The organism is Nocardia sp. NPDC006044, from assembly GCF_042871115.1.
Taxonomy (GTDB): domain Bacteria; phylum Actinomycetota; class Actinomycetes; order Mycobacteriales; family Mycobacteriaceae; genus Nocardia.
Map to the genome: position 1 here is coordinate 525625 of NZ_JBIAID010000004.1, position 13847 is coordinate 539471.

The following is a 13847-nucleotide window of genomic DNA, read 5'->3' on the forward strand; positions in this document are numbered from 1 at the left end:
ACGGCCGGCTACCCGGCGACCTCGCCGGCGCGGGCCGGTTCGACGGCCTGCGCCGGCCTGCCCCGGGTCGCCTCGTCGTTGAAGCGGAAGCCGACGCCGTGTACGGTGACGATCCAGTCCGGCGAGCCGAGCTTCTTGCGGACGCTGCTGAGGTGGGTGTCGATGGTCCGGCTGGCCAGCGACGTCACCTCGGCGTCCACGTCGTCGTAGCCCCACACCCGTTGCAGCAGTTCGGCCCGGCAGAAGACCTTCTGCGGTTCGGCGGCGAGCAGCCGGAGCAACTCGAACTCCTTGCGGGTCAACTCGATTAGCCGGTTGCCTACTCTGACCTCGCGCAACGCCGAGTCGATCTCCAGCTGGCCGACGATGAGCGCAGGCTGGGACATCATGTGGACGCGGCGCAGCAGGCCGCGCAGGCGGGCCATGAGCTCGCGGCTGTGATACGGCTTGACGACGCAGTCGTCGCAACCCGCCTCCAGCGCGAGGACCTGGTCCAGTTCGAAGGACGAGAAACCGATGATCGGGATGTCGCTGGCGCGGCGGATCTCCCGGCACAGGGTGAGGCCGTCGAAGTCGGTGAAGTCGAGATCGATGAGCACCACGTCGAAATCGGCGTAGGACGCCATGGTTTCGGCCCCCGTCGTGGTCGGCTCGGGCTCGAAACCGTGCCGTTTGAGGTCATTGACCGTATCGTCGATCCCTTGGCAGTCCGCAACGATCAGCAAGCGCGGATGAAGCAAAGCTCCTCCCTTCCGGTATGGCGGTGAGATATCAGCGAGCAGACAGTTCGAGCAGAACGCGCGCAGACGACTCCAGTGCATAGTTCATCGAGCCGCCGTTCGGTTCGAACGCGGTGTGCTCACCGGCGAAATGGATTCGGCCCTCGGCCGTCCGGGTGTGTTCCATGAGTCCGCTGTGACCCACCTCCGGCAGGATGTAGGCGCCGCCGGCGTAGGGCTCGTTGTCCCAGGACACGGAGGTGCCGAGCTCGAAATGGGCGCGGGCGCCGGGCAGCATCCGCTCCACCTCGTGCAGGGCGAAATTCACCCGCTCGTCCTCGGTCATGCTCGCCGCGGCCTGCGCGGGCCAACCGGTGAGCCAGCATTCGAGGATCTTGCGCGGGCCGGGTAGTCGCGGCGTGGCATCGCGGACGGTGCAGATCGCGGTGTCCGCGGACAGCATCAGTTTGTCCTCCGGCCAGAATTTCTTCCGCATCTGCAGGTAGATGCGCAGCACCGAAACATATTTGAGGGTGCGGATCGCGGAATGCTTCGCCGCCGAGAGCCCGGCCATCGACAGGTTGAGCCGGCGCATGCTGCTGAACGGCGCGGTGAGGACGACGCGATCCGCGCTGATCGTCTGTAACCGGTCGCGGTCGAGGAAGGTGACCTGCGCTTCGTGCTCGCTCTGGGCGATACGGACTACCGGGCTGCGATAGTGGACATGGTCTTTGACCCTGTCCGCGAGGGAGTGGGCGAGTAGATCGGTGCCGCCCTTGACCTTGTACCACTGAGCGCCGGCGGCGGAGAACGAGCGCGGGCTCGACTCGTAGCGGGCCCAGGCCATCGCGGAGGCGGATTCCAGTTCGCCGCCGCGCATTTCGAGGAACAACGGCTCGATCAACGCGATCGCGCCGGGCGACGCGCCACGGTCGGCCAGGATCTGGTGCACCGAGATCCGGTCCAGCTCCAGCAGATTCGGCGAAGGAGTCCACTCCAGTGCCGCGACCTCCGGTCCGATGTTCTCGTTGAATTTCGTGACGTACCTGGCGAACAGGTCGGCGACGGTGAGGTGCTGCTCATCCGGGCGCAGACCCAGAATGTCTGCGTGGTCGGCGATTTGGTCCGGCCGGATTCGAATCCCGTTGCGGTAGTAGCTGAAATCGGTGTCGACCAGATCACTGGGTTCGGTCTCCAGGCCCATTTCCCTGAGATAATGCATGGTGTAATGGCACTGTTCGGTCACCGTCATCGCGCCGGCCTCCGCGTGCAGGCCGTCGGAGAAAGGGTGACGGAACGTCCAGGTTCGGCCGCCTGGCCGGTCACTCGCTTCCAGAACGGTGACGGTGGTCCCTTGCTTCGTCAATTCGAATGCGGTTGCGAGACCGGCCAATCCGGCGCCCACAATGATCGCGGAACCGATGTTATTCTGAGACGGGAGACCACCGTCGAAGGTATGTCGGACGTCTTCCTGTGTAAGCCCCTGCACTGCTTTCCCTCCGGTGAATGCGCTTGATTTCCACCGGCTCAACACTGGTATTCTGAACCGAAATCATTAGACAAATCATCACGCTGACGGAAATATAGTCATCATTGATCTTCCACCCAATTGGATGAAATTATCGTATCAAGGTGCTCGAAGGCGGGGCAAACAAGTTTCAGTAGCCAGAATTTAGCTCGCAGAGGGTGGTTCACACCTCTCTGCTCGGATGGCGTTTGCTTGTTGCGGTGTGACCGTTATCACATAGTGGGCGCTGTTTGGCCCGCAATCAACCGCAGGCGACTGCCGACTGAGCGGTCTCTCTGTCGATGGATTCGCCTGGTAATCGCGTGGGACGACATGCCATTTTGAGCTGGTCAAGTGTTCAACTACAGGAATGGGCTAATTGTCCGCAATCGCTCCAGGATGGCTAGCCGACCGGTCGGTCTTGCATTCGTGTGATCAGATGCCGAGCGGCTGCGCGGGCGAACAGCGGTGCGCTCCGCCGCTGACGCCGGCCCTCGGAGAAATACTGTGTCGGCGTCACTCTGTCGCCCAATCGGGAAGTGGTTCGCGTGCGGCGAGCCATGGCTCGGGAATACCGCGAATATCGCCACGGCGGCCGATTCCCGTGCGCGCGGCCACGATTCCACCGACGATCGCGGCCGTCGTATCGGCGTCGCCACCGGCTTCCACGCAGGCGGTAATAGCGGCGGGATAGTCGCGAAGAAAATTCGCGGCCGCCCACAGCGTGAACGGGATGGTGTCCTGGGCGCTGACTTCCGCGCCGTTACCCAGCTCGTAGGCGGCCTCGGCGACCGGGCGCCCCAAGAGTTTCCGGGCACGACGGATGCCGTCGGACGTGCGGCCGTCCACCAGATACGGCTCGACGGACTGGAGTAATTCGCTCGGGGTGCAACCGGTTTCACGAGTTGACGCCGCCTGCGCGGTGGCGACGGCGACCGCCATCGCACCGACGATCGCCTCTGGATGCCGATGGGTGATCTCGGCGGACAGGGCGGCCTGCGCGGCCGCTCGGTCCGGGTCGCCGGCGAAGTACGCGCCGAGCGGGGCCACCCGCATCGCGGCGCCGTTGCCCCAGGAGCCGCGGCCGTCGAACGCGGCGCCGGCCGCCTCGCGCCAAGGGCGTCCGTCTCGAATCTCGTGCAGCACAACGACTGTGCTGCTGCCGTAGCCGCGATAGGGTTCGCAGCGGTCCGCGAAGACGGCCGCGAGTGCGTCCTGATCGATGGTGCCGCGGTGACGGATCTCCGCGTAGACCGAACAGGCCATCTCGGTGTCGTCGGTCCACGGCCACGGGCCGGCCGGCCGGCGGTCGCCCGGCGAGTAGATCGGGTACGGACCGGCCGGGGACGAAGAACTGCGCGCCCAGCGCATCACCTACGGACAAGCCTTCGAGGCTGTCGGAAAAAGGATCGGAAATCAGTGGCATACCTGCGCAATCGTGCCGATCACGGCGGGTGAACGCAACCTATATATACGGTCACACACGGTTCGGGTCGGCATTGGGCAGCACGTGCGACGCTATGCATTGCTCGATATGAGTGAGCCATTCGTAGCCCTGCGTGGTGCCCGCGATCCACGCCGCCGTCGCACCGCCGAGCACGTCGCGCGGGGGTGGCGGGCCGTGGTCTTCGGCGGGTTGCGGGGCACCCTGTCGATTCGGATTATCCGCGGCATGGCGCCCGAGTTCCGGTTCGGGCGTCGGTGCGATATCGCCGAGCGGATGCTCGTCCAGTGGCAGTTCCGGGACTGTTTCCGGCCCGCTGTCCGGTGGCGACGAGACCGGGCCGGTCGGCTCGCCCACCGTGGTGTTGTGGGCGCGGCCGGCGGTCGGCCTGCTGCTGTGCGATACGCCGCGGTCGGCCGTGACCAGGGCGGTGAGCAGCGCGGCCGTGGATACGACGGCCAACCGCATCGGGACGTCAGGCTTTTGTGGTGCGCGGTGCTTACCCATCGGCTACTTTCCGTCGATTACCGTCGGGTTTGAGAGTTTAAGCCGCGCAACCAATTCCGGCTACCAGTGTAAGTTCTTCTTCACGAACGTTAAGTTGGCATCGGAATCGGCACGGTAAAAGGATTATTCGGTAAAGCCGCAATGTAATTCATCGGAACATATTCCGATTCGGTGGAAGCCCGACGTTACCGGTTGTCGTGGCCTGCCGTACGCATCATTCCGGCGATCTCGCGGACGATCAGATCCGGGTCGGTGGCTGGGACGTTGTGGCACGAGTTCTCCGCCATGACATGGCGGCCCAGCGGCGACTGAGCGGCCCGGTGGGCATGGGCCGCGATGGACGCGGCGCGCATCGCGGCGTTCATGCCTTCCCCGGCCCGTGCGCCCGAGATGACGGTGAGCGGGACCGGCTCGTGGTCCGGCGGGGCGACGCGCCACGTCGCCAGTTCGTCCAGGAAGGTCCGCGCCTGCTGACGCTGGGTGCGAATCACACTGGGACCGAACGCCTCTCGCTCCATATCTGATCGGACATCGTCCGGCACGGCGCGCATTTGCCCGCGGAAAAGCACCTTCAGCAACCCCAGCCGGGCGAGCACGCCGCCCACCGCGATCGCGCCGCGTTCCAGCCGCCGGAACCCGCGACCGAACAACACCTCGGCGGCTTCGTCCGTGGGATCGACCAGCACGAGCCCGGCGATCCGATCGAGCCGCCGCGCCGCCGCCAGCCGGACGATCGGCCCACCGGCGCTGTGTCCGACCAGCACGAACGGGCCGGGCCCGAAGTGATCCAGCACCTCGTTCAAATCGTCGGCCATCCGGCTGAGCGTGCGATCCGTCGAATCGGGCGCGCTGCGCCCGAGCCCGGACCGGTCATACGCGACCGCCCGCGCGAACCGGCCCACCTCCGGCTGCACCAATGCCCACGACCACCGCGCCGCCGCCGACCCCGCCTCGAACACCACGGTCGGCTGAGCGCCGGCGTGGGTGCTACCCGCCACCGTCGCATGCAGTCGCCGTCCATCCCGCGTCTCCACCCACTCCGACACGCCCTGAGTGCGCTGCACGATGCCCGTCATGGTTCCCCCGCAATTCTCGACATGGCACGACAGCCGCGCCCCTCCCTGCCCTGATCCGCGAATCCGATTCCCGCCGAGTGAACTCCACACACCCGCCGAGGTCCCGAGGATCGGTCGACAGTTTACTCACCGTCCGCGTGGCGACGCGGACGGTGGGATGGTTCGGTCAGGTGACGACCGAACGCTGTGGCACGCCGACGTATTCGCTCAACGGGCGGATCAATGCGTTGGCTTCGCTCTGCTCGATGATGTGCGCGGCCCAGCCGGTGATCCGGCTCATCACGAAGATCGGGGTGAAGCTCTCTATGTCGAAGCCGAGCAGATAATAGGCGGGGCCGGTGGGGAAGTCGAGGTTGGGCTTGATGCCGGTGGCTTCGTTCATGGTGCGTTCGAGGATCTCGTACATCCGGACCCACTTGTCCCCGCCGGTGGCCGCGGCGATGTCGACGAACGCCTGCTTCATCGTCGGGACGCGGGAATCGCCGTTCTTGTAGACCCGGTGCCCGAAGCCCATCACCTTTTCCTTCGCGGCCAGCTTGTTGAGCATCCACTGCTCCGCGAGGGCGGGGTCGTCGATCGCGATCATGTCGTGCATGACCGCCTCGTTGGCCCCGCCGTGCAGCGGGCCCTTGAGCGCGCCGATGGCCGCGGTGACCGCGCTGTAGATGTCGGACATGGTCGAGGTGACCACGCGGGCGGCGAAGGTCGAGGCGTTGAAACTGTGTTCGGCGTACAGGATCAGTGAGACCTCGAACGCCTTCACCAGTTCCCGCGACGGGATCGTGCCGAAGCACATGTTCAGGAAGTTCTCCGCGAATCCGAGGTGCGAGTGCGGGGCGATCGGCTCCTGGCCGTGCCGGCGGCGACGGTCGGCCGCGACGATGGTCGGCAGCACCGCCATCATCCGTAAGGCCTTGGCGCGGTTGGCCGCCGGGCTGCTGTCCGATTCGGCTGGGTCCTCGGCGCCCAGGTAGCTGATCGCGGTGCGGACGACGTCCATCGGGTGACAGTTGTCCGGCATCCGCAGAACCAGCGACAGCAGCGACCGATCGACGCGCCGGGCGGCGCGCTCCTGCTGGCAGAACCGTTCCAGCTGAGCGCCATCGGGCAGCTCGCCGTACCACAGCAGGTAGGCGACCTCCTCGAAGGAGCAGTGCCGGGCCAGGTCCTGCACGGCGTAGCCGCGGTAGGTCAGCGAGTTGGTCTCCGGCACCACCTTGGACACCGCGGTGGTGTCCACGACAACCCCCGCAAGCCCTTTATGGACAGTTGGTGCGGCGGTCTGCGGCCCGGAACCCCGCACCGAGTCGTTACGCGATGCTGTGGTCATTGGTCCTTCCCCAGACTGAAATTGAAGACGTCGGAATCGAATTCGTTGTATCGCTCGTACTGGAGCAATTCGTAGAGCCTGCTACGCGGCTGCATCCGATCCAGCAGGCCGGCCTGGGTACCCTCGGCGAAGATCTCCCGTAAACCGTGCTCGGCGGCCCACATCGCCAGGCGCAGAGTGGAAACCGGGTAGATGACGGCGTTGTAGCCGATCGATTCCAGCGTCTTCGCCGTCAGCAGCCCGGTCTTGCCGTACTCGGTCATATTGGCCAGCAACGGAATCGACACGGCGGCGCGGAACCTCGCGAAGTCGGCTTCGGTGTAGAGCGCTTCGGTGAAGATCAGGTCCGCCCCGGCGTCGGCGTAGGCCTTGGCCCGCTCGATCGCCGAGCCGATGCCTTCGACGCCGGCCGCGTCGGTGCGCGCGCAGATCACGAAATTCGGGTCACGCCGTGCCGATACGGCCGCGCGCAGGCGGCGCACCATCTCCTCCGTCGGCACTACGCCCTTGCCGTCGAGGTGGCCGCAGCGTTTCGGATTGATCTGGTCCTCGAAGTGGCACCCCGCGATCCCGGCGTCCTCGAGGAACGTCACGGTGCGCGCCGCGCTCATCGGCTCGCCGAATCCGGTGTCCGCGTCGATGAGGACGGGCAGATCGGTGACCCGCGCGATCTGCCGTCCGCGCTCGGTCACCTCGCTCAGCGTGGTCAAGCCGATGTCGGGCAGCGCGAGCTCGGCCGAGACCACCGCGCCGGAGACATAGACCCCCTCGAAGCCGATCTCCTGAATCAGCTTGGCCACCAGCGGATTGAACGCGCCGGGGAACCGCTGAACCGAACCCGACGCGAGTCCGGCGCGGAAGGCCGCGCGCTTGTCTGCGGCCGTGGTCGCGGCGGCGAGGAGCCCGGCCATCAGAACAGGCCCTTCGGCAGGTACGGAGCCCGCGCGAGCACCTCGTCGGATACGGTGAACGAAAGCTGGTTCAGCTCAGCGGCACTCAGCTCCGCGGTGCGCTGGGCGGCGTCCAGGAACCGGTCCTGCTCGGCCGGCGAGATGACGCCTTCGGCGAGGGTGCGGAACTTCGCGATGTACTGCTCGCGGGCGAACGGCCGGGCGCCGAGCGGGTGTGCGTCGGCGATCGCCAGCTCGTCGACGATCACCTCGCCGCTCTTCAGGGTGACCTCGGCCCGCGCGCCGAACGCCTTTTCGGCGGGGTCGGTGGAGTGGTAGCGCCGGGTCCACTCGGGATCCTCGGCGGTGGAGATCTTGCGCCACAGCTCGACCGTGTCGGGCCGCTGCGCGCGCTCGGGCGCGTAAGACCGCTCGTGGTGCCAGGTTCCGTCCTGCAACGCCACCGCGAAGATGTACATCACCGAGTGGTCGAGGGTCTCGCGCGAGGCCGTCGGGTCGAACTTCTGCGGGTCGCCCGAGCCGGTGCCGATGACCACGTGGGTGTGATGGCTGGTGTGCAGCACGATCGAGGCGATCTGGTCGAGATCGCCGATGCGGTCACGCATCCGGCGGGCGAGATCGATCGGCGCCTGGCTCTGGTACTCCGCGGAATGCTCCTTGGTGTAGGAGTCGAGGATGGCTCGCTTGGGCTCGCCGGGGCCGGGCAGCGGCACCGAGTACTCGGCCGTCGGACCGCCGAGCAGCCAGGCGATCACGCCGTCCTCGCCCTCCCAGATCGGGGCCGGCGCGCCCTCGCCGCGCAGCGCCCGGTCGACCGCCTCGACGGCCATCTTGCCCGCGAACGCCGGCGCGTAGGCCTTCCAGCTGGAGATCTCGCCCTTGCGCGACTGCCTGGTCGCGGTCGTGGTGTGCAGGGCCTGGCCGACGGCCTGGTAGATGGTCTCGGCGTCGAGGCCGAGCAGCGTGCCGATGCCTGCCGCGGCGGACGGGCCGAGGTGGGCGACGTGGTCGATCTTGTGCTCGTGCAGGCAGATCGCCCGCACCAGGTCGATCTGGATCTCGTACCCGGTGGCCAGGCCGCGGATCAGGTCGCGGCCGGTGCGCCCGGCATGCTGGGCGACCGCGAGGATCGGCGGGATGTTGTCGCCGGGGTGCGAGTATTCCGCGGCGAGGAAGGTGTCGTGGAAATCGAGTTCCCGCACCGCGACGCCGTTGGCCCAGGCCGCCCACTCGGGGGAGTAGCTGCCGCCGACGCCGAACACGGCCGCGCCCGGTTGGTAGGGGTGCGCCTGCGCTTGGGCGCGTGCGTTGGCGACCGGACGGCGGGTCAGCGCGGCCGCCGCGACCGAGGCGTTGTCGATGATCCGGTTGATGATCATCTCCGCGGTGTCCGGCGCCACCTCGACCGGATCGGTGGCGACCTCGGCGATGCGCCACGCGAGGTGTTCCTCGCGCGGGAACTGCTCGGCGGAGCGGTGGGTGCGAACGAGATGGTCCTTCACCGTGGAAATCCTCCAGACATCGATGTAAGCGTTCTTTTCGCACGCTACACATCACGGCAGGCCAGGAAAACACCTCGCAAATGCCTATTTTTGTGGAAGCCGACGGGCAAAGTTGTGAAAACTGTGTAAGACGATGGTGCTAGATTTCGGGTCATGCAGAAGATGTACGCGGGCGGGCGACTGCGCGCGTTGCGGGAGCAACGGGGGCTGAGCCAGACCGGGATGGCCGCCACGCTCGGACTGTCGGTCAGTTATGTCAATCAGCTGGAAAACGACCAGCGCCCGCTGACCGTGCCGGTGCTGCTGCGGCTCAACTCGACCTTCGATCTGGACATGCAGTTCTTCGCCGCGGACACCGACGCGCGGCTGCTGGCCGATCTGCAAGAGGTGTTCGCCGAGGAATCCGACGGGGTCGCGATCACGACCGCCGAGATCGATGAACTCGTTTCCCGGATTCCCGCCGCGGCGCGGGTACTCGTGGGCATGCATCGCCGGTTGCGCGGCGCGACCGAACAACTCGAACGGGTGTCCGCCGGAATCGACTCCCATGATTCGGGCACCGGAATGCCGTATGAGGATGTCCGTGATTTCTTCTACGACCATCGCAATCACATCCCGGACCTGGATGCCGCCGCCGAAGAACTGTTCACCCGGCGCGGATTCACGCTCGGCGGGTTGGATCTACAGCTGACCAGGCTGTTGCGCGAGGAGCACGACATCGCCGTCGTGATTCGCACCGATGATCCCGATCTGCCCGGTCCGAAACGCACTTTCGATCCCAGCACGCGGATTCTCACGCTCGCTCGCCGGTTGTCGGCCGGGCAGCGGGCGTTCCAGCTCGCGACGCAGCTGGCGTTCCTCACCCAGGTCGACACCATCGACGCGGTCATCGCGCGGGGCGACTCGCTGGCGGCGCAGTCGCGCGGCCTGTTGCGGGTCGGACTGGCGAACTACTTCGCCGGGGCATTGATATTGCCCTACACCGCGTTTCACGATGCGGCCGAGGCGCTGCGCTACGACATCGACCTGCTGTCGGCGAAATTCGAGGTCGGGTTCGAGACTGTCAGCCACCGGTTGTCGACTCTGCAAAGAGCCGGCCGGCGCGGTGTGCCGTTCTTGTTCGTGCGCACCGACCGAGCCGGTAACATCTCGAAACGGCAGTCCGCCACCGCATTTCACTTCTCCCGGGTCGGCGGCAGCTGCCCGCTCTGGGTTGTGCACGAGGCGTTCGGGAGCCCGGGGCGCATCCGGACGCAGATCGCGCAGATGCCCGATGGCCGCCGCTATCTCTGGCTGGCCCGCACCACCGACGAGAGCACGCCGGGGTATCTCTCGCCGAAGCGCGACTTCGCCATCGGACTCGGCTGCGATCTCAGCTACGCGCACAAACTCGTTTACTCGCACGGACTTCCGATCGACGATCCGAGCACCGCGATTCCGATCGGTCCCGGCTGCAAGGTCTGTGAACGGGCCGACTGTGCACAGCGTGCGTTTCCACAGCTCGGCCGGCCCATCCGGGTCGATGAGAACAACGCCCTCAACATTCCGTACACACCGGGTGACCAGCGCGGCTGACCGACTCGTGATGACAGCTCGCCGATGGTGGCGCACGACAGTATGTCGTAAACAGCGACATTAAGTACTTCGCTCGGCGACGCCGAGGGGCACGGTTCCCGCCGCGAATCCAATGGCAGCGCATGCGGATCGCCGGGCGCGTGAAAGTAAATTTCATCGGAACGGAAGTGGGCGGCATTATGGTTTAGTATCTCGGGCCGATTCCGGAAAAGTAGATGATGCGAAATGGCGCGTTTCACCGATACAGGGAGTTGACCGTAATGGCGCGTGCTCCGCGCTGTCGCGGCTACGGCAACTCTAGGAGATTTGTGTGACGTACCGGCTCGGGGACATCGATTGTGTCAGCGCGCGGGGGCATTCCGCGTTGGGTGGGACCCTGGCGATTCAGGCGGTCTGGCATTACGACCGCCCGGTGGATACAGCGGCGCTCGCGGATTTCCACGCGGCATTGCGGCACGGCAGGTTGGGCCGGGTGGTCGCGGCCGCAATGATCCCGGCCGCCGGTGATCGGTGGAGTGCGCGAGCTGAATTCGCTCCGCTGGAGGCCTCGGAGTCGCCGATTCCGCGCGGTGAGCTCGAGGCGTGGATCGACGCGCAGGGGCGTGCGGAGTTGCGCACCTTCGGCGGCCCCGCATGGCGGCTGTCGGCGACCGCCTGCGACAACGGGGAGAGCGCGGTGTCGCTGCTGGCCTCGCACACGATCGCCGATGGTCGCGCGTTCTGCGCCGCGATCGCGGAGGCGGTCGCGGACAAGCGATTCGAGCTGTCGTATCCGACCGACGAATTCGGCCGGATGCGCCTGCTGTTCGGCGATTTTCGCGATGCCGCGCGCCGTGGCGGTGCGCTGGTGAAGGCGGCTGGGTTGGCAGTGCAGTTGGCTCTGGGGCGGCGCGGCGACACCCCGGCGGCGCGCGGCGCCGACCAGGACTTCCGCCTGCCGACCGTCGATGCGACGATTCCGGCGCAGCACTGGCACGCGGCCGCCCGGGACCGCGGCGGCAGCGCCACGACGCTGGCGGTCGCGGTGACCGCGGCCCTGGCTACTGAGATCGGTCGCACCGACGAACAGGGGCGGGCTCGGATGATGATGCCGGTCAGTACTCGCGCCGAGGCGGATGAGCGGGCCAATGCCTTGGCGTCCATAGATTTCGAGGTGGACCTGCGGGCGGGTCCGTTGACCGACCTGGCCCCGTTGCGCACGCTGATGAAGGAGAAGCTGAACGCGGCCGTCACCGGTGAGCGACCGGTAGCGCCGTTGATTCCGGTCGCGGTCGCGTTGCCGCGCAGACTGTTCGGGGTGCTGGTGCGCAAGGTCGCCGCCGACGCGACCGTCTCGGTGTGCTCCAACCTCGGCGAACTCGACCCGCAGATGCTGCGCGTCGACGGCCGTCCGGCCTCGAAGATCAGGCTCGGTCTGGTCAATCAGAGCCTCGACTCGCAGGCCGTACTCACCGAGCGTGGGGGCAACCTCTACGTTTCGCTGTTCGAATCCGATGGTCGGATCACCATACGTTTCAATGGGTTTCATCCACCGAAGCTGGTCGACAATGAGAAACTCGCCGAGGTGGTCCAGCGGGTGCTAGCCGGGTACGGGCTGACGGCCATTCTCGAATAGCGCCGCTCAGGTTCGTGCCGCCGTTGTCTCATGCACCGGCAGCGGTGCGAAAGTCTTTGTCGGAGTGGAGCGGCCGCGCAGCATCAGCGTGTCGTGCGGCTGCCACCACCGGGCCTCGCCGGGAGCGTCGGCAATTGTGTCGTAGGCGACCAGTATTCGTTCCGGCACCGCCTTCGCCTTTTCGGTGAGCCGGGCGGCCACGTTCACCGGGTCGCCGATGACCGTGTATTCGTAACGGTGCTCGGCGCCGATATTGCCCGCCACGACGACTCCGGTCGATACGCCGATCGCGGCGTCGAGTTCGGGATATCGCTCGGCGAGGGTGGCCAGTGCGGTCCGCAGGGAACGCGCGGCCCGCAATACCGCGGCGGCGTGCTCGATGGTGTTGTCCGGCGGGCCGAATACACACAGCGCGGCGTCGCCCTCGAACTTGTTCACCCACCCGCCCTCGACGCCGACACAGTCCACGACCGCGGCGAACATGTCGTTGAGCATGGTCACCATCGACTCCGGTGGCAGGCGCTGAGCCAGCGAGGTCGAACCGATCAGGTCGACGAACAGCACGCTGGCCGGTCGGCGCTCCCCGCCCACGCGCACGCCGCCGGTCATGGCGAAGCGGGCGACCTCGGCGCCGACGTGCCTGCCGAACAGGTCGTGCAGGCGTTCCCGTTCGCGCATGCCCTCGACCATGTGGTTGAACCCGGCCTGCAACCGACCGACCTCGCCGCCGTAGTCGACGGGGATCTGCGCGGACAGGTCGCCGTTCTGCACCCGTCGTTGCGCGGCCTGCAAGCCGACCACCGGCTCGACCAGCGACCAGGCCATCGCGGCGGTGAACGCGAGACCCGCCACGACGCTCAACGCGGCGAGCACGGACAGCGACACCGGCAGCCAGGCCCGCTCCGCCGGCGTCAGCCCGAGCGCCGCGGTGCCGAGCAGCACGACCGGGACGGCCCCGCTGAGCAGCCAGGACAGGATCAGCCGCCCGCGCAGCCCGAGCACGGCGCCGGCCGGTGGCGCCTCGCCGGCCAGGACGATCCGCAGGACCGGCCGGGCAACCCGTTCCAGGAGCAGATACGACAGGGCGCCGCTGGTCAGCCCGCCGAGGGCGATGATGATGCCGACCCGCACGGTGTACAGCACCGGATACTCGAGCACGGCGTGCACGACCGCGATCAAGATCGCCCCGAGCAGCCAGCCGCCGAGCTCGTCGATCGCCTCGGCCGAGACGAAACCCAGCGTCAGCGTCCGTTCCTGAGCGGTCGGCGCCCGCCGCTGCCGCACCCAGCCGAACGCCCGCTCGGCTCGCCGCTCACCCCGATGGACCCCGACGAGCACCGCGACGGCGAAGTACGCCAGCCCGAAGGTGCCGACGACGACAGCGTCATGCCGGAAATGCGAATGCCCGCCGGTCCACGGAATGCTCAGCACGGCCAACTGCACCGCGACCAGGACGAACCCGACACCGTTCGCGGCGATCGCCGCGCGCCGCCCGGTGTGACGCTCGAACGCCACCGCGACCGCGTCCCACAGGCTGTCGTCGAACGGCAGGTCCGATGGGTGCCGGATGTCCGGTTGATCGTCGATCATGAGGAACCCTCTTCCTAGGCCGTCATGGGTAACGCCCAGCACCGAGGACACCGCGTGCTGATAAAACCGTA

Annotated in this window: 11 protein-coding genes; 2 read left to right on the top strand and 9 right to left on the bottom strand. The window is 66.9% G+C overall.

Annotated elements, in window-relative coordinates; translation table 11 throughout:
- Nucleotides 1-8: 8 nt before the first annotated feature.
- The 8 genes from ACFYO1_RS33600 to prpD all read right to left on the bottom strand — a co-directional run bounded on the left by ACFYO1_RS33600 (nucleotide 9) and on the right by prpD (nucleotide 8996).
- Nucleotides 9-740, bottom strand: a complete 732-nt coding sequence (locus tag ACFYO1_RS33600) for a response regulator transcription factor (protein ID WP_387240067.1) — start codon at nucleotides 738-740, stop codon at nucleotides 9-11.
- Between the two features lie 31 nt (nucleotides 741-771).
- Entirely contained in the window at nucleotides 772-2253 is a 1482-nt protein-coding gene (locus ACFYO1_RS33605) for a flavin monoamine oxidase family protein (protein WP_387240070.1), read from the bottom strand.
- A 489-nt stretch (nucleotides 2254-2742) separates the two neighbouring features.
- A complete protein-coding gene (locus tag ACFYO1_RS33610) occupies nucleotides 2743-3597 on the bottom strand; it encodes an ADP-ribosylglycohydrolase family protein (RefSeq protein WP_387241662.1) in 855 nt (284 codons plus the stop codon).
- A gap of 106 nt (nucleotides 3598-3703) precedes the next feature.
- Complete coding sequence (locus ACFYO1_RS33615) at nucleotides 3704-4177, bottom strand: hypothetical protein (RefSeq protein ID WP_387240073.1); 474 nt, start codon at nucleotides 4175-4177, stop codon at nucleotides 3704-3706.
- A gap of 185 nt (nucleotides 4178-4362) precedes the next feature.
- The gene (locus ACFYO1_RS33620; protein WP_387240076.1) at nucleotides 4363-5253 is read right to left on the bottom strand and encodes an alpha/beta fold hydrolase; all 891 of its coding nucleotides are present in this window, start codon (nucleotides 5251-5253) and stop codon (nucleotides 4363-4365) included.
- A gap of 166 nt (nucleotides 5254-5419) precedes the next feature.
- On the bottom strand, nucleotides 5420-6583 hold the full coding sequence (locus ACFYO1_RS33625; protein WP_387240079.1) for a bifunctional 2-methylcitrate synthase/citrate synthase: 1164 nt from the start codon (nucleotides 6581-6583) through the stop codon (nucleotides 5420-5422).
- Nucleotides 6580-7494: a methylisocitrate lyase gene (gene prpB, locus ACFYO1_RS33630; RefSeq protein WP_387240082.1), complete on the bottom strand. Its 915-nt coding sequence runs from the start codon at nucleotides 7492-7494 to the stop codon at nucleotides 6580-6582. The genes ACFYO1_RS33625 and prpB overlap by 4 nt, the downstream gene beginning before the upstream one ends.
- Nucleotides 7494-8996: a 2-methylcitrate dehydratase PrpD gene (prpD, locus tag ACFYO1_RS33635; RefSeq protein WP_387240085.1), complete on the bottom strand. Its 1503-nt coding sequence runs from the start codon at nucleotides 8994-8996 to the stop codon at nucleotides 7494-7496. The genes prpB and prpD overlap by 1 nt, the downstream gene beginning before the upstream one ends.
- Nucleotides 8997-9149: 153 nt before the next feature.
- On the opposite strand from prpD, the gene ACFYO1_RS33640 reads away from it, so the two are divergent.
- Together ACFYO1_RS33640 and ACFYO1_RS33645 are read left to right on the top strand one after the other, a co-directional pair.
- A complete protein-coding gene (locus tag ACFYO1_RS33640; RefSeq protein WP_387240088.1) occupies nucleotides 9150-10571 on the top strand; it encodes a short-chain fatty acyl-CoA regulator family protein in 1422 nt (473 codons plus the stop codon).
- Between the two features lie 310 nt (nucleotides 10572-10881).
- Nucleotides 10882-12186, top strand: coding sequence for a hypothetical protein (locus ACFYO1_RS33645; RefSeq protein WP_387240091.1), 1305 nt, complete (start codon nucleotides 10882-10884; stop codon nucleotides 12184-12186).
- A gap of 6 nt (nucleotides 12187-12192) precedes the next feature.
- Here ACFYO1_RS33645 and ACFYO1_RS33650 read toward each other — a convergent pair whose 3' ends face one another.
- Entirely contained in the window at nucleotides 12193-13776 is a 1584-nt protein-coding gene (locus tag ACFYO1_RS33650) for an adenylate/guanylate cyclase domain-containing protein (protein WP_387240094.1), read from the bottom strand.
- Between the last annotated feature and the right edge of the window lie 71 nt (nucleotides 13777-13847).